General features: G+C 73.2%; 17 protein-coding genes. 15 read left to right on the top strand and 2 right to left on the bottom strand.

The features are described 5' to 3' along the window. The first annotated feature begins 13 nt into the window (after positions 1-13). From coaD to mutM, 6 genes are all read left to right on the top strand, one after another. A complete protein-coding gene (coaD, locus tag ACH4SE_RS15230; RefSeq protein WP_398543847.1) occupies positions 14-493 on the top strand; it encodes a pantetheine-phosphate adenylyltransferase in 480 nt (159 codons plus the stop codon). A gap of 9 nt (positions 494-502) precedes the next feature. After that, positions 503-1,654: a cell division initiation protein gene (locus ACH4SE_RS15225; protein WP_398543846.1), complete on the top strand. Its 1,152-nt coding sequence runs from the start codon at positions 503-505 to the stop codon at positions 1,652-1,654. Positions 1,655-1,828: 174 nt separating this feature from the next. After that, positions 1,829-2,437 (top strand): YceD family protein, encoded by a 609-nt coding sequence (locus ACH4SE_RS15220; RefSeq protein ID WP_398543845.1) that lies wholly within the window; start codon positions 1,829-1,831, stop codon positions 2,435-2,437. A 2-nt stretch (positions 2,438-2,439) separates the two neighbouring features. Further along, entirely contained in the window at positions 2,440-2,613 is a 174-nt protein-coding gene (gene rpmF / locus ACH4SE_RS15215) for a 50S ribosomal protein L32 (protein ID WP_398186802.1), read from the top strand. Positions 2,614-2,632: 19 nt separating this feature from the next. Further along, positions 2,633-3,400, top strand: a complete 768-nt coding sequence (gene rnc, locus ACH4SE_RS15210) for a ribonuclease III (RefSeq protein ID WP_398543844.1) — start codon at positions 2,633-2,635, stop codon at positions 3,398-3,400. 230 nt (positions 3,401-3,630) lie between these two features. Then, complete coding sequence (gene mutM / locus ACH4SE_RS15205) at positions 3,631-4,494, top strand: bifunctional DNA-formamidopyrimidine glycosylase/DNA-(apurinic or apyrimidinic site) lyase (RefSeq protein WP_398543843.1); 864 nt, start codon at positions 3,631-3,633, stop codon at positions 4,492-4,494. A 19-nt stretch (positions 4,495-4,513) separates the two neighbouring features. Here mutM and ACH4SE_RS15200 read toward each other — a convergent pair whose 3' ends face one another. Then, positions 4,514-5,377 (bottom strand): CAP domain-containing protein, encoded by an 864-nt coding sequence (locus tag ACH4SE_RS15200; protein WP_398543842.1) that lies wholly within the window; start codon positions 5,375-5,377, stop codon positions 4,514-4,516. A gap of 136 nt (positions 5,378-5,513) precedes the next feature. Here ACH4SE_RS15200 and ACH4SE_RS15195 point away from each other — a divergent pair, with 136 nt between their 5' ends. The 5 genes from ACH4SE_RS15195 to ftsY all read left to right on the top strand — a co-directional run bounded on the left by ACH4SE_RS15195 (position 5,514) and on the right by ftsY (position 12,948). Continuing rightward, the gene (locus tag ACH4SE_RS15195) at positions 5,514-5,795 is read left to right on the top strand and encodes an acylphosphatase (protein ID WP_398543841.1); all 282 of its coding nucleotides are present in this window, start codon (positions 5,514-5,516) and stop codon (positions 5,793-5,795) included. Between the two features lie 357 nt (positions 5,796-6,152). Beyond that, a complete protein-coding gene (locus ACH4SE_RS15190) occupies positions 6,153-6,353 on the top strand; it encodes a hypothetical protein (RefSeq protein ID WP_398543840.1) in 201 nt (66 codons plus the stop codon). A 217-nt stretch (positions 6,354-6,570) separates the two neighbouring features. Further along, positions 6,571-10,149: a chromosome segregation protein SMC gene (smc, locus tag ACH4SE_RS15185; protein WP_398543839.1), complete on the top strand. Its 3,579-nt coding sequence runs from the start codon at positions 6,571-6,573 to the stop codon at positions 10,147-10,149. A 96-nt stretch (positions 10,150-10,245) separates the two neighbouring features. Continuing rightward, positions 10,246-11,661: a sugar porter family MFS transporter gene (locus ACH4SE_RS15180; protein ID WP_398543838.1), complete on the top strand. Its 1,416-nt coding sequence runs from the start codon at positions 10,246-10,248 to the stop codon at positions 11,659-11,661. A 75-nt stretch (positions 11,662-11,736) separates the two neighbouring features. Continuing rightward, complete coding sequence (gene ftsY, locus ACH4SE_RS15175; protein WP_398543837.1) at positions 11,737-12,948, top strand: signal recognition particle-docking protein FtsY; 1,212 nt, start codon at positions 11,737-11,739, stop codon at positions 12,946-12,948. Between the two features lie 81 nt (positions 12,949-13,029). Here ftsY and ACH4SE_RS15170 read toward each other — a convergent pair whose 3' ends face one another. Beyond that, entirely contained in the window at positions 13,030-13,755 is a 726-nt protein-coding gene (locus ACH4SE_RS15170) for a bifunctional DNA primase/polymerase (protein WP_398543836.1), read from the bottom strand. Between the two features lie 363 nt (positions 13,756-14,118). Here ACH4SE_RS15170 and ACH4SE_RS15165 point away from each other — a divergent pair, with 363 nt between their 5' ends. The 4 genes from ACH4SE_RS15165 (at position 14,119) to ACH4SE_RS15150 (ending at position 19,976) form a co-directional block, all read left to right on the top strand. Further along, positions 14,119-15,582: a hypothetical protein gene (locus ACH4SE_RS15165; protein WP_398543835.1), complete on the top strand. Its 1,464-nt coding sequence runs from the start codon at positions 14,119-14,121 to the stop codon at positions 15,580-15,582. A gap of 266 nt (positions 15,583-15,848) precedes the next feature. Continuing rightward, positions 15,849-17,186 carry an ammonium transporter gene (locus ACH4SE_RS15160; RefSeq protein ID WP_398543834.1) on the top strand — a complete coding sequence of 446 codons (1,338 nt, stop codon included), beginning with the start codon at positions 15,849-15,851 and terminating at the stop codon, positions 17,184-17,186. Next, positions 17,183-17,521 (top strand): P-II family nitrogen regulator, encoded by a 339-nt coding sequence (locus ACH4SE_RS15155; protein WP_398543833.1) that lies wholly within the window; start codon positions 17,183-17,185, stop codon positions 17,519-17,521. The genes ACH4SE_RS15160 and ACH4SE_RS15155 overlap by 4 nt, the downstream gene beginning before the upstream one ends. 25 nt (positions 17,522-17,546) lie before the next feature. After that, the gene (locus ACH4SE_RS15150) at positions 17,547-19,976 is read left to right on the top strand and encodes a [protein-PII] uridylyltransferase (protein WP_398543832.1); all 2,430 of its coding nucleotides are present in this window, start codon (positions 17,547-17,549) and stop codon (positions 19,974-19,976) included. The last annotated feature ends 55 nt before the right edge of the window (positions 19,977-20,031 follow it).

Raw genomic sequence — 20,031 nt, 5'->3', positions numbered from 1 at the left:
CGAGGAGCCTGCCATGCGCCGCGCAGTCTGTCCCGGGTCCTTCGACCCCGTCACCAACGGACACCTCGACATCATCGCCCGCGCCTCGCGGCTGTACGACGTCGTGCACGTCGCCGTGATGATCAACAAGTCCAAGAAGGGCCTCTTCGACGTCGACGAGCGGATCGCGCTCATCGAGCAGGTCACCGCCGATCTCGACAACGTGGTGGTGGAGTCCTTCCACGGCCTGCTGGTGGACTTCTGCAAGCAGCGCGACATCCCGGCCATCGTCAAGGGCCTGCGGGCGGTCAGCGACTTCGACTACGAGCTCCAGATGGCCCAGATGAACATCGGCCTGTCGGGGGTCGAGACGCTCTTCGTGCCCACCAACCCGGCCTACAGCTTCCTCTCGTCGTCTCTGGTGAAGGAAGTGGCCCAATGGGGCGGTGACATCTCGCACTTGGTGCCGGCTCCCGTCCTGGAGGCGCTGAACTCCCGGCTGCGGCAGCGCTAGAGTCGACACGTGGACGTCCAGAAGAAGCTCGACGAGATCGCGGCCACCGTGGCGAACGCCCGGTCGATGCCGATGTCTGCCTCCTGCGTGGTGAACCGGGCCGAACTGCTGGCCATGCTCGAAGACCTCGCCGCGGCGCTGCCCGACTCCCTGGCCCAGGCCCAGGACCTGCTCGGCGACCGCGAGCAGATGGTGGAACAGGCCAGGGACGAGGCCCAGCGGATCATCGAGCAGGCGCACGCCGAGCGCAGCTCGCTGACCGCCGAGACCGCCGTCGTCCGGCAGTCCCGGGACGAGGCCGAGCGCATCCTCGCCGAGGCCCGCCGCGAGGCCGACGAGATCCGCGCCGAGGCCGACGACTACGTCGACAGCAAGCTCGCCAACTTCGAGGTGGTCCTCACCAAGACCATCGGCTCCGTCGACCGCGGCCGCGAGAAGCTGCTCGGCCGCCGGCCCGGCTACGACGAGGGCTACGGGCAGGAATACGCCGAGGACGACCCGGAGGCCCCCGAGCGCAGCAGCGACCCGGAGACGCTGCGCCGCCGCGCCGACGAGTACGTCGACGCCAAGCTCGGCGCCTTCGAGGCGGTGCTCACCAAGACCCTGGAGGCCGTCGGCCGCGGCCGGCTCAAGCTCACCGGGCACAACCCGATCGACGACCTCGCCGCCCAGATCGCCGCGGCCGACCGGGAGACCGGGGAGGACGGCCCGCACCGGCAGTCCGACGCCGACTACCTCGCGGGCCTCGCCGCCCCCGTCGCCGAGCAGGCCGACCTGACGCAGTACGGCTACCGCCCGCAGGAACCCGTGGAGCCGGCCGCCCAGGCCCCGCAGGACCCCGGCTACGGCGGCTACCCGCAGGAGACCTACCAGCAGGACTACGGGCAGGAATACGCCCAGCAGGCCGGCTACGCGGACCCGTACGCCCCGCAGCAGGGCTACGGCCAGGAGCAGCAGGGCTACGACTACGGGCAGCAGCAGCCCGGCTACGGCGACCAGCAGCAGCCCGGCTACGGCGACCAGCAGCAGTACCCGGCGCAGGCCCCGTACCCGCAGCAGGGATACGACCAGGGACAGCCCGCCGCCCTCGACGAGACCAGCTTCTTCGACACCGGCATGATCGACCTCGACCGGCTGCGGGAGCTGGAGCAGGGACGCTGACGGAAGGGCCGCGGACCGCCCCGTTTGGGCGGGGACGGCGGTTCCAGTATCCTGTCACTTCAGCCGTGTGAATCGCCGGCGCTTCTGCCTGCCCATCCGCATCCCGCGACCGGGCAGGCACGACCGAGGAAAGCAGGAGCCCTGAACACCCGCCTTGACCACCGTGAGCCCCTCGTGTTCGACACGCACGAGCTGGGCAGGCGTCCGGGCGCGATGAAGAAGGTCTCCCGCTCGGTGCCGGCCCCCGTGGATCTCGGGATCCGCGACGTCATCGGCGTGCCCGAGGGCGCGACGATCGACTTGGACCTCCGCCTGGAGTCGGTCATGGAGGGCGTGCTCGTCAGCGGCACCGCCCACGCGACCGCCCGGGGGGAGTGCGTAAGGTGTCTGGAGCCCGTCGAGCGCGAGCTCGACGCGGACATCCAGGAGATGTTCTCCTACCCCGACGCCGACACCAGGACCGCCCGCAGGGACGAAGCCGGTGCCGACGCCGAGGCCGACGAGGACGACGACATGCCGGTACTGGAGGACGATCTCTTCGACCTCGAGCCGGTGCTGCGCGACGCGGTGGTGCTCGCACTGCCGATGCAGCCGGTGTGCCGGGAAGACTGCCCGGGCCTGTGCCCCACCTGTGGAGCACGCCTTGCGGACGACCCGGGCCACCACCACGAGGCCACCGACATCCGGTGGGCGGCCTTGCGGGATCTGACACTCGACCCGTCGGATCCGACCATCCAGCAAAACGGTGCCGGAAACGGCTCCGATGACGACCAGGAGAAGTAGCCGTGGCTGTTCCGAAGCGGAAGATGTCGCGCAGCAACACGCGTCACCGCCGTTCGCAGTGGAAGGCTGCGCCCGTGAGCCTGGTGGCGTGCGAGCGTTGCCACGAGCCGAAGCTGCAGCACATCGCGTGCTCCAACTGCGGCACCTACAACCGCCGTCAGGTCCTCGACGTCTGATCGGCAGGTGACAGGCTCCATGTCAGACGCCCCAGCGCCCCAGCAGGCCGCCAAGGACGCCACGACGGAAACAGCCTCGTCCCACACGCTCCTGGAAGGGCGGCTCGGGTACCGACTCGAGCCCGCCCTTCTGGTGCGTGCGCTCACCCACCGCTCGTACGCGTACGAGAACGGCGGGCTGCCCACCAACGAGCGGCTGGAGTTCCTCGGGGACTCCGTGCTCGGCCTGGTGGTCACGGACACCCTCTACCGCACCCACCCGGACCTGCCGGAGGGCCAGCTGGCCAAACTGCGGGCCGCGGTGGTCAACTCGCGGGCGCTCGCGGGGGTCAGCCGCGGGCTCGACCTCGGCGCGTTCATCCGCCTGGGCCGCGGCGAAGAGGGCACCGGCGGGCGGGACAAGGCATCGATCCTCGCGGACACCCTGGAAGCGGTCATCGGCGCCGTCTACCTCGACTGCGGCCTCGACGCCGCCTCCGAGCTGGTGCACCGGCTCTTCGATCCGCTGATCGAGGAGTCCTCCAACCTCGGCGCCGGCCTGGACTGGAAGACCTCCCTCCAGGAGCTGACGGCGAGCGAGAGCCTCGGCGTGCCCGAGTACGTCGTCTCGGAGTCCGGTCCCGACCACGAGAAGACCTTCACGGCTGCCGCCCGCGTCGGTGGTGTCGAGTACGGCACCGGCACCGGCCGCAGCAAGAAGGAAGCCGAGCAGCAGGCGGCCGAGGCCGCCTGGCGCGCCATCCGCAAGACCGCCGCCCCCGCGGCGGGCGGTGTCCCCACCGCGTAGGGCCCGTGGCTGCGCCGCGGGGCGCCCCCTCGGGGCGCGGGACGCTGCGCGGGCATCCACCCGCCGGCCGGCACGAACGGAACCGCCCCTTCGGGCCGGTGACGGCGTGCACCGCACCGGCGGGCCGGCCGCGCGGTTCCCCGCGCCCCTGAAGTGCGTTCGCCCCGTGCGGCAGCGCAGAACGCCCGCCCCGCGGCGGAGCCGTACCGCACCTCGCTGAAGGAGACCCCGTGCCGGAGCTGCCCGAGGTGGAGGTGGTGCGGCGCGGGCTCGCCCGCTGGGCGGCGCGGCGAACCGTCGAGACGGTGAGCGTGCTGCACCCGCGGGCGGTGCGCCGCCACGCGGCCGGCCCGGCGGACTTCGCGGCGGGCCTGCGCGGCGCGGCGCTCGGCGAGCCCCACCGCAGGGGCAAGTACCTGTGGATCCCCCTCCGGCCGGGCACGGCCCTGCTCGCCCATCTGGGCATGAGCGGCCAGTTCCTGGTCAAGCCCGCGGGCGCCCCGCCCGAGACGCACCTGCGGGTCCGCTTCACCTTCGCCGACGAGCTCGGCACCGAACTGCGGTTCGTCGACCAGCGCACCTTCGGCGGCCTGTCGGTGCAGCCCGCCGTGCCGGGCGACCCGGAGAGCCTGCCCCAGCCGCTCGCGCACATCGCGCGCGACCCGCTGGACGACGCCTTCGACGAGGACGCCTTCCACGCGGCGCTGCGCCGCAAGCGCACCACCGTCAAGCGCGCGCTGCTGGACCAGAGCCTGATCAGCGGGGTCGGCAACATCTACGCCGACGAGGCGCTCTGGCGCACCCGGCTGCACTACGAGCGGCCGACCGCGACGCTGACCCGGCCCCGTACCGCCGAGCTGGTGCGGCACATCCGCGAGGTGATGGCCGACGCGCTGGCCGCGGGCGGCACGAGTTTCGACAGCATGTACGTCAACGTGAACGGCGAGTCGGGCTACTTCGACCGCTCGCTGGACGCCTACGGCCAGGAGGACCGGCCCTGCCGGCGCTGCGGCACGCCGATCCGGCGCCGCCCGTGGATGAACCGGTCGAGCTACTTCTGCCCGCGCTGCCAGCGCCCGCCGCGCGCGGGGTGACACCCGCCCGGCGGCGTCCTCAGTAGCCGAAGTCCTGGGTCCACCACGGACCGCCGGAGCCGAAGTGGACGCCGACGCCGAGCGTCGTGTAGTCGCAGTTGAGGATGTTGGCGCGGTGGCCCGGGCTGTTCATCCAGGCGGTCATCACGGCCTCGGCCGTGGCCTGCCCCTTGGCTATGTTCTCGCCGCCCAGATCGGTGATGCCGCGGGCCTTGGCGCGGTCCCAGGGGTCGTCGCCGTCCGGGTCGGTGTGGTCGAAGAAGCCGCGCGCGGCCATGTCGTCGCTGAAGGCCTGTGCCAGGCCGTCCAGCGCGCTGCTGGCGGTGAGCGGCTTGCATCCCGCGGTGGACCGCTCCTGGTTGACCAGTGAGAGGATCGCGGCCCTGGTCGCGGCGACCGTGTCCTTGGTGGGCGAGGCGGTGGCCGGCGAGGTCGGCGGGTGCACGGTGCGCACCGGGGTGGTGGGCGCCGCGCTGGTGCGGGTCGGGGTGGGCTTCGCGGAGGTGGGCGTCGCCCTGGGCGTGGCCTTCGTGGTGGCCGCGGAGGCACTGGGCGAGGGCGTGCCGGAGGCGGACGGGGTGGTGGTGCCGCCGGGCAGCGGGGAGCCGGTGGTGCTCAGCGGGGAGGGCGCGTCGCTGCCGTCCTGCGCGGGGCGGTCGGGGGCGTCGGCCTGGGTGGTGCCCGCACCGTCGTCGTAGCCGAGCCGGTCGGCGACGGAGGACAGCAGCCCGGACGAGCTGACGACCGCGCCGACCGCCAGCGCGGTGGACGTGGTCAGCATCCCGGTGCGCAGCGGGTGGTGCCTGCGCCGCCCGCGGTGACTGCGCGGGGCGGCGGGCTGCTGCGGCGCGGCAGGCTGCGCGTGGCGGCTGTGTCGGCCCACGATTGCGCTCCTCATGCTCCACGGTGCCTCACCCGTTCGAGTGAAGTCCTGCTGCGGGGCGACTGTAGCGAATCGCGCCCGCCGTTGCCGTGATGCGGTCGCAAGCGGTGGCCCGGAGACCGGATAACGTGCGGGCATGAGCGAAAATGTCCGGCTCACCGCCTGGGTGCGCGGCCGGGTGCAGGGTGTCGGCTTCCGCTGGTGGACCCGCGCCACCGCGCTGGAGATCGGCGGGCTGTCCGGCTACGCGGGCAATCTCGCCGACGGGCGGGTCCAGGTCGTCGCCGAAGGCGCCCGTGACCGGTGCCAACGCCTGCTCGACCGGCTGGGGGAGGGCGACACGCCCGGAAGGGTGGACGGGGTGACCGGGATCTGGTCGCAGCCGCGCGGCGGCTACGCCGGCTTCGAGATCCGCTGACCGTCCGGCCGCCGCTCGCGGGCGGTACCCGGACGGCGGAAGTTTTGCGATGCCATGAGGACGACCGGTTGCCATATCCGGGATGTCGTGTCAGGCTGCCCCCATCGAGAATGATCTCGACTCCGGGCGGGTGGCCACCGGCGTGTCGACGCCGTGTTTTCTGAGGCGGACCCTGCGGCTGGGCTGTGATCGTGTTGACCGCCCACATTTTTGGTGAGACGCTGGAAGCCCAGCGCAACGTGGCTCCATGGAATGCTCACAGCGAGCCACGGCATACACCCTGCGCGTGGGCTTTACCCCCTCACCCACGACCCAAACCGCTCTCGGTCGGTCACTCAGCGTGGAGGACCTCTCATCATGGCAAAGGCGCTTCTCGGTTACGTCGGCGGTCCCGACCCGCGACTCCTCTCCGAGATGCGAAGGCTGCAGCAGCGCGTTCAGGACCTGGAAGCCGAGCTGGTCAGGATGCAGGCCCAAAATGACGCTCTGACTGTCGCGTCGCACGAAGAGTCGCTGCTCAGCATGGATGTCGCTCACGGGGAGCCAGTCCTCGCCTGAGCCGGCGCCGGTCTTCGCCGCCGTCACGCGCATCGCGCAGCAACAGCGCTACGGCATCGGCAGTATTCGCACCATTGCAGCACCGCCAAGGGACGCTTCGGCGTCCCTTCGTCGTGGCATTCCCCCCTCCGGTACCGGATGGTCACCGGCTCTTACCGTCTGATGTGCCCTGCACATTCCCTGGTGAAACCGCAGGCGGCTAGTAGAGTCGGCGGGCGTGCATCTCAAGAGCCTCACGCTGCGCGGCTTCAAGTCCTTCGCCTCGGCGACGACGCTGCGCTTCGAACCCGGTATCACCTGTGTGGTCGGCCCCAACGGATCGGGCAAGTCCAATGTGGTCGACGCGCTCTCATGGGTCATGGGCGAGCAGGGGGCCAAGTCGCTGCGCGGCGGCAAGATGGAGGACGTCATCTTCGCCGGCACCACCGGGCGTCCCCCGCTCGGCCGGGCCGAGGTGTCGCTGACCATCGACAACACCGACGGCGTGCTCCCCATCGAGTACGCCGAGGTGACGATCACCCGGATCATGTTCCGCAACGGCGGCAGCGAGTACCAGATCAACGGTGACACCTGCCGCCTGCTGGACATCCAGGAACTGCTGTCGGACTCCGGTATCGGCCGCGAGATGCACGTCATCGTCGGCCAGGGCCAGCTGGACTCCGTGCTGCACGCCGACCCGATGGGCCGCCGGGCCTTCATCGAGGAGGCCGCCGGCGTCCTGAAGCACCGCAAGCGCAAGGAGAAGGCGCTCCGCAAGCTCGACGCCATGCAGGCCAACCTGGCACGTGTCACCGACCTGACCGGTGAGCTGCGCCGCCAGCTCAAACCGCTCGGCCGGCAGGCCCAGGTCGCCCGCCGGGCCGCCGTCATCCAGGCCGACCTGCGCGACGCCCGGCTGCGGCTGCTCGCCGACGACCTGGTCACCCTGCGGGAGGCGCTGCGCGCCGAGGTCGCCGACGAGGCCGCCCTCAAGGAGCGCCGGGCCACCGTCGAGGCCGAACTCGCGGCCGCCACCCGACGCGAGGCCCGGCTGGAGGAGCAGGTGCGCGCCCTCACCCCGCGGGTCAACGAGGCACAGGCCACCTGGTACGCCCTCTCCCAGCTCGGCGAGCGGGTCCGCGGCACCGTGGGCCTGGCCGAGCAGCGCCACCGGCACGCCACCGGCCAGCCCGCGGAGGAGCGGCGCGGCCGCGACCCGGAGGACATGGAGCGCGAGGCCGCCCGCATCCGTGAGCAGGAGGCCGAGCTGACCGAGGCCCTGGACGCCGCCCAGCGCGCCCTCGACGACACCGTCGGCCACCGCGCCGAGCTGGAACGCCGGCTCGCCGAGGAGGAGGCCCGGTTGCGCACCGCCGCCAGGGCCATCGCCGACCGCCGCGAGGGCCTGGCCCGGCTCGGCGGCCAGGTCAACGCCGCCCGCTCGCGGACCGTGGCCGCCGAGGCGGAGATAGAGCGGCTGACGGCGGCCCAGGAGGAGGCCCGCGAGCGGGCGGAGTCCTCGCAGGCCGAGTACGAGGAGCTGGCGGCCCGGGTCGAGGGCCTGGAGGCGGACGACAGCGAGCTGGAGGAGCGTTTCGAGGCAGCGCGCGCCGAGCAGGCCGCCGCCGACGAGGACTTCACCGCCGCCCGCGAGGCCGCCACCGCCGCCGAGCGCCGCCGCGCCGCGGTCGCCGCCCGGCGCGACGCGCTGGAGCCGGCGCTGCGCCGCAAGGACGGCAGCGGCGCGCTGCTCGGCGGCGGCGGCCTGGCCGGGGTGCTCGGACCGGCCGCCACGCTGCTGCGGGTCGCGCCGGGTTACGAGATCCCGGTCGCCGCCGCCCTGGGCGCCGCCGCCGACGCGGTCGCCGTCACCGGGGTCGGCAGCGCGGCGGAGGCGCTGAGGCTGCTCCGCAAGGAGGACGCCGGGCGCGCCGCGCTGCTGCTCGCGGGCGCCCCGGAGCCCGCCCCGCGCCCCGCCGCCGGTCTGCCGGCCGGCGCGCGGTACGCCGCGGAGCTGGTGACGGCGGGTGACGAGCTGGCCGCCGCGGTGCGCACCCTGCTGCGGGACGTCGTGGTCGTGGGCTCGCTGGAGGACGCCGAGGCCGTCGTGACCGCCCGCCCCGAGCTGACCGCGGTGACGGCGGAGGGCGACCTGCTGGCCGCGCACACCGCGGTCGGCGGCAGCGCCAAGGCCCCCAGCCTGCTGGAGGTGCAGGCCCAGGTGGACGAGGCCGCGGCCGAACTGGAGCGGCTCGCGGAGGAGTGCGCCGAGCTGGCCGAGCGTCAGGCCGAGGCCAGGGACCGGCGCGCGGTGGCGTCCCGCGCCGTCGACGAGCTGGGCCGGCGGCGCAGGGAGGCGGAGAAGGCGAAGTCCTCCGTCGCCCAGCAGCTGGGCCGGCTCGCCGGGCAGGCCAGGGCGGCGGCGGGGGAGGCCGACCGGGCGGCCGTCGCGGTCGGCCGCAGCCGGGAGTCCCTGGCGGCGGCCCGCGAGGAGTTCGAGGAGCTGTCCTACCGGCTGGGCGAGGCCCAGCAGGAGCCCGGCGAGGAGGAGCCCGACACCTCCGCGCGCGACCGGCTCGCCGCGGACGGCGCCAACGCCCGGCAGACCGAGATGGAGGCCCGTCTCCAGCTGCGCACCCACGAGGAGCGGGTCAAGGGCCTGGCCGGCCGCGCCGACGGCCTGGACCGCGCGGCCCGCGCCGAGCGCGAGACGCGGGCCCGGGCCGAGCGGCGCCGGCAGCGGCTGGCCTACGAGGCGTCGGTGGCCGCCGCCGTACGGGACGGGGCGCGCGGCCTGCTGGAGTGCGTCCAGGTCTCGCTGGCCAGGGCCGAGGCCGAACGCGTGGCCGCCGAGCAGGCCCGGGCGGAACGGGAGGCGGAGCTGGGGCAGGAGCGGCGCCGCGGGCGGGAGCTCAAGAGCGAGCTGGACCGGCTGACGGGTGACGTCCACAAGGGTGAGGTGCTGGGCGCCGAGAAGCGGCTGCGGATCGAGCAGCTGGAGGCCCGGGCGCTGGAGGAGTACGGCATGGAGCCGGCCGGGCTGGTCTCCGAGTACGGCCCGGACCAGCCCGTACCGCCCTCGCCGCCGGCCGAGGGGGAGGTGCTGCCGGAGGATCCGGAGGACCCCCGCAACCAGCCCCGTCCGTACGTGCGCACCGAGCAGGAGAAGCGGCTGCGGATCGCCGAGAAGGCCTACGCCCAGCTCGGCAAGGTCAACCCGCTGGCGCTGGAGGAGTTCGCGGCGCTGGAGGAACGGCACAAGTTCCTCACCGAGCAGCTGGAGGACCTCCGCAAGACCCGGGCCGATCTGCTCCAGGTGGTCAAGGACGTCGACGAGCGCGTCGAGCAGGTCTTCACCGCCGCCTTCCACGACACGGCCCGGGAGTTCGAGGGCGTCTTCTCCCGGCTCTTCCCCGGCGGCGAGGGGCGGCTGCTCCTGACAGATCCGGACAACATGCTCACCACGGGCGTCGAGGTTGAGGCACGGCCGCCCGGGAAGAAGGTCAAGCGGCTGTCGCTCCTGTCGGGTGGTGAGCGCTCACTGACCGCGGTGGCGATGCTGGTGTCGATCTTCAAGGCACGCCCCAGCCCGTTCTACGTGATGGACGAGGTCGAGGCGGCCCTGGACGACACCAACTTGCAGCGGCTGATCCGGATCATGAGGGAGCTCCAGGAAAGCTCCCAGCTCATCGTCATCACGCACCAGAAGCGGACGATGGAGGTCGCCGACGCGCTCTACGGCGTGTCCATGCAGGGCGACGGGGTGTCCAAGGTGATCAGCCAACGGCTGCGAGAAGGTCAGCGGAAGACCGCCTGACGGCCTACTCCCAGTGGTGGGCCAGGTGGCCTCCGCCAACACTTGGAGGTCCGGCCCCCGGTCGTGGGGGCCGGACGCCGATGGCGAGGAGATACTGTGACCACCAGCGCGGAGCGAGCCTCCGGGACGGGCGACAGCACGCCGCCGGAGCATCTGGGCCACGTCATCTTCATCACGGCCGCCGCGGCCATGGGCGGCTTCCTCTTCGGCTACGACAGTTCCGTCATCAACGGCGCGGTCGAGGCCATCCGCGACAAGTACGACATCGGATCCGGCACGCTGGCCCAGGTCATCGCGATCGCCCTGATCGGCTGTGCGATCGGCGCCGCCACCGCGGGCCGGATCGCCGACCGGATCGGGCGCATCCGCTGCATGCAGATCGCCTCGGTGCTGTTCACCATCAGCGCCATCGGATCCGCGCTGCCCTTCGCCCTGTGGGACCTGGCCTTCTGGCGGATCATCGGCGGCTTCGCGATCGGCATGGCCTCGGTCATCGGCCCCGCCTACATCGCCGAGGTCTCGCCGCCGGCGATCCGCGGCCGGCTCGCGTCCTTCCAGCAGGCCGCGATCGTGCTCGGTATCGCCGTGTCGCAGCTGGTCAACTACGCCATCCTGCAGGGCGCGAACGGCGACCAGCGCGGCAAGATCATCGGCCTGGAGGCCTGGCAGGTCATGCTCGGTGTGATGGTCATCCCGGCGGTGGTCTACGGGCTGCTGTCCTTCACGATCCCCGAGTCGCCCCGCTACCTGCTCAGCGCCGGCCGGGACGCCCAGGCACGGTCGGTGCTCGCCGAGGTGGAGGGCAAGGACGTCGACCTGGACGCGCGCGTCGACGAGATCCGCACGGCCATGCGCCGCGAGCACAAGGCGAGGTTCTCCGACCTGCTCGGCTCGCGCTTCGGCTTCCTGCCGATCGTCTGGATCGGTATCGGCCTGTCGATGTTCCAGCAGCTGGTCGGCATCAACGTCGCCTTCTACTACTCCTCGACGCTGTGGCAGTCGGTCGGCATCAACCCCTCCAGCTCCTTCCTCTACTCCTTCACCACCTCGATCGTGAACATCATCGGTACGGCCATCGCCATGGTCTTCGTCGACCGCGTCGGCCGGCGCCCGCTGGCCCTCATCGGCTCCGCCGGCATGGCCGTGTCGCTGGCGCTGGAGGCCTGGGCCTTCTCCTACCGGCAGGGCACCACGCTGCCCACCGCCCAGGGCGCGGTCGCACTGGTCGCCGCCCACGTCTTCGTGCTCTTCTTCGCCCTGTCCTGGGGCGTGGTGGTGTGGGTCTTCCTCGGCGAGATGTTCCCGAACAAGATCCGCGCCGCGGCCCTCGGCGTCGCCGCCTCCGCCCAGTGGATCGCCAACTGGGCGATCACCGCGAGCTTCCCGAGCCTGGCGGACTGGAACCTGTCGGCGACGTACGTCATCTACACGTGCTTCGCCATCCTCTCCATCCCCTTCGTGGTCTTCTTCGTGAAGGAGACCAAGGGCAAGACGCTCGAGGAAATGGGCTGAGGCGCTCCGACACCCCCGGGCGGGCCGCCGCGGGCGCCCCCGCGGCATCAGCCGAGCGTGGATACTGGTCAGGTTATGGAAACCGTCATCCTTGTCGTAGTCATCGCCCTGGTCGTGATCCTCGGGGCCGGCGGCCTGGTGGTGGGCAGCCGCCGCAGGAAGCAGCAGCCGCCGACCGGCAAGCCGCCGGGCACGCCGACGGCTCCCCCTCCGCCCGCGGAACCGCAGGTCGGGGAGGAGCCCGCGCCGCCGCAGGAGGAATCCCGGCGGACCATCAAAGAGGTCCCGCTGCCGGGGGCCACCGTCGCGCCCGAGACCGTCGAGGAGATCGAGCTCGAACCGGCGCCGCCGCTGGAGCAGCCCGAGCCGACCGCCGGACGGCTGGTCCGGCTGCGGTCGCGGCTGTCCCGCTCCCAGAACACCCTGGGCAAGGGCCTGCTGACCCTGCTCTCCCGCGAGCGCCTCGACGAGGACACCTGGGAAGAGGTCGAGGACACCCTCATCACCGCGGACGTCGGTGTCGCCCCGACCCAGGAGCTGGTCGAACGGCTGCGCACCCAGGTGCGGGTGCTCGGCACCAGGACGCCGGAGGAGCTGCGCGGCCTGCTGCGCACCGAGCTGCTCACGCTCGTCGACCCGACGCTGGACCGGGCGCTGCGCACCGAGAGCCACGAGGACTCGCCGGCCGTCCTGATGGTCGTCGGGGTCAACGGCACCGGCAAGACCACCACCACCGGCAAGCTCGCCCGCGTGCTGGTCGCCGACGGCCGCAGCGTCGTGCTCGGCGCCGCCGACACCTTCCGCGCGGCGGCCGCCGACCAGCTCCAGACCTGGGGCGAGCGCGTCGGCGCCCGCACCGTGCGGGGCCCGGAGGGCGGCGACCCGGCGTCGATCGCCTTCGACGCGGTCAAGGAGGGCATCGCCGAGGGTGCCGACACCGTCCTGATCGACACCGCGGGCCGGCTGCACACCAAGACCGGCCTGATGGACGAGCTGGGCAAGGTCAAGCGGGTCGTCGAGAAGCACGGCCCCGTCGACGAGGTGCTGCTGGTGCTGGATGCCACCACCGGTCAGAACGGACTGGTGCAGGCCCGCGTCTTCGCCGAGGTCGTGGACATCACCGGCATCGTGCTGACCAAGCTGGACGGCACCGCCAAGGGCGGCATCGTGATCGCCGTCCAGCGCGAGCTGGGTGTGCCGGTCAAGCTGATCGGCCTCGGCGAGGGCGCCGACGACCTGGCACCGTTCGAGCCCGAGGCGTTCGTGGACGCGCTCATCGGCGAGTAGCCGGGGCCGCGCCCCGCGCGGCCCCCGACGCGTGAGGGGCACCCGCCACCGGCGGGTGCCCCTCACGCGTTCCCGGTGCTCTCAGACCGGGGAGCGGTCGCGGTGGCAGACGTACGCCAGCGTGCCCAGCAGCAGCCGGGCCTCGGGGGCGTGCGGCGCGCCCTCCGGCGGCGGCTCGCGCAGCCAGCGCACCGGGCCGAGGCCGCCGAGATCCGAGGGCGGAGCGGTGACGTGCTCGCCGGGTCCCAGGCAGCGCAGGTCGAGATCCGCGTCGTCCCAGCCCATCCGGTAGAGCAGATGCGGCAGTTCGGCCGCCGCGCCCGGGGCCACGAAGAACTGCGCCCGCCCCGCGGGGGTCTCCAGCACCGGGCCCAGCCGCAGGCCCATCCGCTCCAGCCGCACCAGCGCCCGCCGCCCCGGCTCCGCGGCCACCTCGATCACGTCGAAGGACCGCCCGGCCGGCAGCAGCACCGCGGCGCCCGGCACCCGCGTCCACGCCTCCGCGGCGTAGGCGGCGGGCGCGCCGGCCGGGATCTCGTCGGCGAAGGGCAGCGGATGCGCGCCCGGCGCCGGGCAGCCGGGGTCGCCGCAGGAGCACGGTCCGCCGCCGCGGGCGACCCGGGCGCCGGGCACGACGGCCCATCCGCAGCGACCCGTGTAGTCACCAACTGTGGTGCACACCCCGGCGTGCAGCCGACGGCGTACGCCCGGGCGCACAGGGGGGCGCGGCCGGGGGAGCTCCCGGACCCCGGTCCGCTGCTGCCGCGCGTCGCGCGACTCCCGCATCCCGCTGATCGTGAACACCATGCACCTCCAACGGATCGCCGCCGCCGATGGTTACGCGCCGGGCCGGTCGTCGGGACCGCGCCGACCAGCGGTGTGTCAAGTGAATCGCCTGTTGCTGCCGAGGAGTTCATTCGTTGGGGTGGCGAAAGGTGGCGTTTCGCCACGGGGGCTCGTCCGGTGCGTGATGGTAGGACTACTTTCGGTTGTGCGTCCCCGGCGGCCGCACGCATGCCTGAACGCGTGCCGTGCGCCTATGCCGCGGGCAGTTCCGGGCGGTCCAGGACCGCGCTACCGGACCCCGGCACTTTCGGCAACCGGCGGACAGGACTCGGCGGACCCTGGTAATCACTGGGTGTCGGGGTCGGGCAAGACCAGGATGGGGGCTTGACCGTGGGCGGCGCAGCAGAAAAGCAGCCCAACGCGCAGCTGAATTCGTGGTTCGTACGCAGCGGCTGGTCCAAGGGCGAGCTGGCGCGTCAGGTGAACCGCAGAGCGCGCGAGCTCGGCGCGCACCACGTCAGTACGGACACCTCACGGGTGCGCCGCTGGCTCGACGGCGAGCAGCCGCGCGAGCCGATACCACGCATCCTCTCCGAGCTGTTCTCCGAGCGCTTCGGGTGCGTCGTCCCTGTCGAGGACCTGGGCCTGCGGGCGGCGCACCAGCCGCCCTCCGGCGGCGACGTGGACCTGCCGTGGGCGGGCCCGCAGACGGTCGAGATGATCAGCGAGTTCTCCCGCAGCGACCTGATGCTGGGGCGCCGCGGCTTCCTCGGCACCTCGCTCGCACTGTCGGCCGGGCCCGCGCTGATCGAGCCCATGCAGCGCTGGCTGGTGCCCACCTCGCCGGCCGGTTTCGGCGCTCCCGAGGCGCCGGCGAAGCCGGCCGCGCCCCGGCCGTCGCGCCTGTCGGAGCAGGAGCTCCAGCTGCTGGAGACGACCACCGCCATGTTCCGCGACTGGGACAACCAGTGCGGCGGCGGGCTGCGCCGCAAGGCGGTCGTCGGCCAGCTGCACGAGGTCACGGACCTGCTCCAGGAGTCGCACCCCGAGGGGGTCGCCCGCCGTCTCTACCGGGTCACCGCCGACCTCGCGTCGCTGGCGGGCTGGATGAGCTACGACGTGGGCCTCCAGCCGACCGCGCAGAAGTACCTGGTGCTGGCGCTGCACGCGGCCAAGGAGGCCGGGGACCGGCCGCTGGGCGCCTTCATCCTGTCCTCCATGAGCCGCCAGATGATCCATCTGGACCGCCCCGAGGACGCGCTGGAGCTGATCCACCTCGCGCAGTACGGCAGCCGCGACACCGCGACCGCCAGGACGCAGGCGATGCTCTACGCGCTGGAGGCGCGGGCGTACGCCAACATGGGCCAGGTCAGCAAGTGCCACCGGGCCGTACGCGCGGCCGAGGACACCTTCACCGAGGTCGGCCCCGGCGAGGACCCCAGCTGGATCAGCTTCTTCACCGAGGCCGAACTGCACGCCGAGAACGCCCACTCCTACCGCGACCTGGCCTATGTCGCCGGCCGCAGCCCCGCGTACGCCTCGCTCGCGCACCCGGTGATGGAGAAGGCCGTGGAGGGCTTCCGCGAGGACACGGTCCACCAGCGGGCGTACGCCCTCAACCTGGTCGGCCTGGCCAGCGTCCACCTGCTCCAGCGCCGGCCCGAGGAGGCGGCGCTGTTCACCGACCGGGCGATGGACGTCGCCAGGAGGCTGCGGTCGGAACGCGTCAACACGCGTATCCGCAAGACCACCCGCACCGCGGTGCGCGACTTCGGCGACCTCCCCGCCGTCGCCGCGCTCGCCGAACGGCTCTCCGTCGAACTCCCCGAGGTCGCGGAAACCGCCTGACCGGGCACTCCCGCGGGCCGCACGCCTTCCCGGCGTGCGGCCCGCGGGCGTTCGGCGGTGATCTCCCGATCCCCCGCGTTCCCACCCGTATACACAATTCACCGAACCGGGGGACGGTTCACCCCCGCGTAACACACCCGACTTCTTCGTCACCGCGGCGAAACACCGTACGGCATCGGCGGAAACCCGGCTCAGCCAATCTCATGGCGAAAACCGGCCCACCCAGCACAGCCCGCTCGGGCCGTTCGGACGACGAGGAGACGCCGATGGCACCAGCCATCACGACGCTGGCCGCGGATGCGCCCGCGCTCGACACCGGTAGTACGGCGTTCATGCTGCTCAGTGCGGCCCTGGTGATGGTGATGACCCCGGGTCTCGCCTTCTTCTACGGCGGCATGGTGCGGGTGAAGAGCGCCCTGAACATGCTGATGATGAGCTTCATCAGTCTCGGCATCATCACCCTCCTGTGGACGCTGTACGGATTCAGCCTGGCCTTCGACTCCGGCAACGGATTCCTCGGCGGCGGCGACTGGCTCGGCATGCGCGGCATAGGAATCGCCGAACTGTGGCCCAACTACGGCATTCCGGTCTACGTATTCGCCGTCTTCCAGTTGATGTTCGCCATCATCACCCCGGCCCTGATCAGCGGGGCCCTCGCCGACCGCGTCAAATTCACCGCGTGGGCGGTCTTCATCACGCTGTGGGCGACGGTCGTCTACTTCCCCGTGGCGCACTGGGTGTGGGCCGGTGACGGCTGGCTGTTCAAGAAGGGCGTCATCGACTTCGCCGGCGGTACGGCGGTGCACATCAACGCGGGTGCCGCGGCCCTCGGCGTCATCCTGGTGATCGGCAAGCGGCACGGCTTCAAGCGCGACCCGATGCGCCCGCACAACCTGCCGCTGGTCATGCTCGGCGCCGGCCTGCTGTGGTTCGGCTGGTTCGGCTTCAACGCCGGCTCCTGGCTCGGCTCGGACGGCGTGGCCGCCGTCGCCTTCACCAACACCCAGGTCGCCACCGCCGCCGCCATGATCGGCTGGCTGATCTACGAGCGGCTGCGGCACGGCTCCTTCACGACCCTGGGCGCGGCCTCCGGCGCCGTCTCCGGCCTGGTCGCCGTCACCCCCGCCTGCGGCTCGATCTCCCCGCTCGGCGCGATCGCGCTCGGCCTGGTCACCGGCGCCATCTGCGCGGCCGCGGTCGGCCTGAAGTACCGTTTCGGCTACGACGACTCGCTCGACGTCGTCGGCGTCCACATGGTCGGCGGCATCGTCGGCTCGCTGTCCATCGGCCTGCTCGCCACCGGCGGCGTCGGCCAGACCGCCAAGGGCGTCTTCTACGGCGGCGGCTGGCACCAGATGGGCCTGCAGCTCATCGGTGTCGGCTCGGTGCTCGGCTACTCGCTGGTGTGCTCCGTGGTGCTCGCGAAGATCATCGACGTGGTCATGGGCTTCCGGGTCACCGAGGACGAGGAGATCGCCGGTGTCGACCAGGTCCTGCACGCCGAGACCGCCTACGACTTCGCCGGCGTCGTCGGCGCCGCCCGTACCGCTCTGACCGGCTCGGACAGCGAGGCCGGTGCTCCCGTTAAGAAGGTGGACGCGTGAAGCTCATCACCGCCGTCGTCAAGCCGCACCGGCTGGACGAGATCAAGGAAGCCCTCCAGGCCTTCGGCGTCCACGGCCTCACCGTCACCGAGGCGAGCGGCTACGGCCGCCAGCGCGGCCACACCGAGGTCTACCGGGGCGCGGAGTACACCGTCGACCTGGTACCGAAGATCCGGATAGAGGTCCTGGTGGAGGACGCCGACGCCGACCAGCTCATCGAGGTCGTGGTGAAAGCCGCCAGAACAGGCAAAATCGGAGACGGCAAGGTCTGGTGCCTGCCGGTCGACACGGCCGTGCGGGTCCGTACCGGCGAGCGCGGCCCCGACGCGCTCTGACCCCCGAACCAGCGCTGGAGAACGAGTGACCGACAGCGTCGAAGCGCAGGACGACAGCTACGCGGCGGCCCGGCTGCGCCTCCTCACCCAGGAGGCGCGGTCCGGGCCGCCGCGCCGCGCCGAGCTGGCGGCGCTCACCGACCGCTGGCTCGCCGGACTCGCCGGGGCCGCCGCGGAGGCGACCGGCGCCACCGGCTGGGCGCTGATCGCCGTCGGCGGCTACGGCCGCGGCGAGCTGTCCCCGCGCAGCGACCTGGACCTGGTGCTGCTGCACGACTCCGAGCGCACCGTCGGCGCCTTCGCCGACCGGCTCTGGTACCCGGTGTGGGACCTCGGCCTGGCCCTCGACCACTCCGTGCGCACCCCCGACGAGGCCCGCAGGGCCGCCGCCGACGACCTCAAGGTGCAGCTCGGGCTGCTCGACGCCCGCCACCTGGCCGGCGACCCCGCGCTCGGCTCCGCCCTGCGCAGCGCCGTACTCGCCGACTGGCGCAACCAGGCACCCAAGCGGCTGCCCGCGCTGCGCGAGCTGTGCCAGGAGCGCGCGGAGCGCCAGGGCGAGCTGTCCTACCTGCTCGAACCCGACCTCAAGGAGGCCCGCGGTGGACTGCGGGACGCCACCGCGCTGCGCGCCGTCGCCGCCTCCTGGCTCGCCGACGCCCCCCGCGAGGGCCTGGAGCAGGCCCGCACCCGGCTGCTCGACACCCGCGACGTCCTCCACCTCGTCACCGGCCGCGCCACCGACCGGCTCGCCCTGCAGGAGCAGGACCAGGTCGCCGCCGCCCTCGGTCTGCTGGACGCCGACGCGCTGCTGCGCCAGGTCTACGAGGCCGCCCGGCGCATCTCCTACGCCTCCGACGTCACGTGGCGCGAGGTCGCCCGGGTGCTGAAGGCCCGCGAGTCGCGGCCCCGCCGCCGGCTGCTCGGCCGCGGCCGCACCACCCCCGCCGCGGGCGTGCCCGAGCGCGTACCGCTGGCCGAGGGCGTCGTCGAGCAGGACGGCGAGGCGGTGCTCGCCCTCGCCGCCAAACCCGACCGCGACCCCGTCCTGCCGCTGCGGGCCGCCGCGGCCGCCGCCCAGGCGGGCCTGCCGCTGTCGCCGCACGCGGTACGCCGGCTGGCCGCCGCCGCGCGACCGCTGCCCGTACCGTGGCCGGCCGAGGCCCGCGAGCAGCTGCTGACGCTGCTGGGGGCCGGGGAGCCGACCGTGCAGGTCTGGGAGGCGCTGGAGGCCGAGGGCCTGGTCACCCGGCTGCTGCCGGACTGGGAGCGGGTGCACTGCCGCCCGCAGCGCAACGCCGTGCACCGCTTCACCGTCGACCGGCACCTGGTCGAGACCGCGGTGCAGGCCGCCGGGCTCACCCGCCGTGTCGGCCGCCCCGACCTGCTGCTGACCGCGGCGCTGCTGCACGACATCGGCAAGGGCTGGCCCGGCGACCACAGCGAGGCCGGCGAGGTCATCGCGCGCGACGTCGCGACCCGGATGGGCTTTCCCGCCTCCGACGTGGAGACCCTCGCGCTGCTGGTCCGCCACCACCTGCTGCTCATCGACACCGCGACCCGGCGGGACCTGGACGACCCGGAGACCGTCCGGGCGGTCGCCGGGACCGTCCGCGACACCTCCACCCTGGAGCTGCTCGCCGCACTCACCGAGGCCGACGCGCTCGCCACCGGTCCCGCCGCCTGGAGCACCTGGCGGGCCTCACTGCTCGCCGAACTCGTCGACCGGGTCGCGGGCGCGCTCGACACCGGGGCGCTGCCCGAGGCCGCCGAGCGCGCGACCACCGCGGAGGAGGAGCGCCTCGCCGTCGAGGCCGCGCGCACCGGAGGGCCGGTGCTGGCGCTGCGCGCGCACGCCGAGCCCGACGCCGAGGGCGAGGCCGCGCACGAGGCGCTGGGCGTGGAGCTGCTGCTCGCCGTGCCGGACCGCCCCGCGCTGCTGGCCCAGGCCGCCGGCGTGCTGGCACTGCACCGGCTCGGGGTGCGGGCCGCGGACCTGCGGGCCGTCGACCCGGTGGGGGAGGGGCCGATCGCGCTGCTGACGTGGCGGGTCTCGGCCGAGTACGGCGCCCTGCCGGAGGCCGCGCGACTGCGCGCGGACCTGGCCCGCGCCTTCGACGGCACGCTCGACATCGAGGCGCGGCTCGCCGAGCGCGAGGCCGCCTACCCGCGGCGGCGCGGCATCACCCCGCCGCCGCCCCGGGTCACGGTGGCGCCCGGCGGCACCTCGCAGACCGCCACCGTGCTGGAGGTCCGCGCCCACGACGCCCCCGGCCTGCTGCACCGCATCGGCCTGGCCCTGACCGCGACCGGCGTGACCGTGCGCTCGGCCAGGATCTCCACGCTGGGGGCGAACGCCGTGGACGCCTTCTACGTCGTCGGCAAGGACGGCAGGGCGCTGCCCCCGCTCCGCGCGGCCGAGACCGCCCGGCAGCTGGAGGCGGCACTGCGCTGAGCAGCCGCCGCGCGAGCCCTCGCCCGCCCCAATCCGGCGGGCGAGGGTTCGACGC

The organism is Streptomyces sp. NPDC020983, assembly GCF_044333485.1.
In the GTDB taxonomy this organism is placed as follows: domain Bacteria; phylum Actinomycetota; class Actinomycetes; order Streptomycetales; family Streptomycetaceae; genus Actinacidiphila.
Note: the sequence above shows the minus strand (reverse complement) of the source record. Positions and strands in the feature narration are given on the sequence as shown.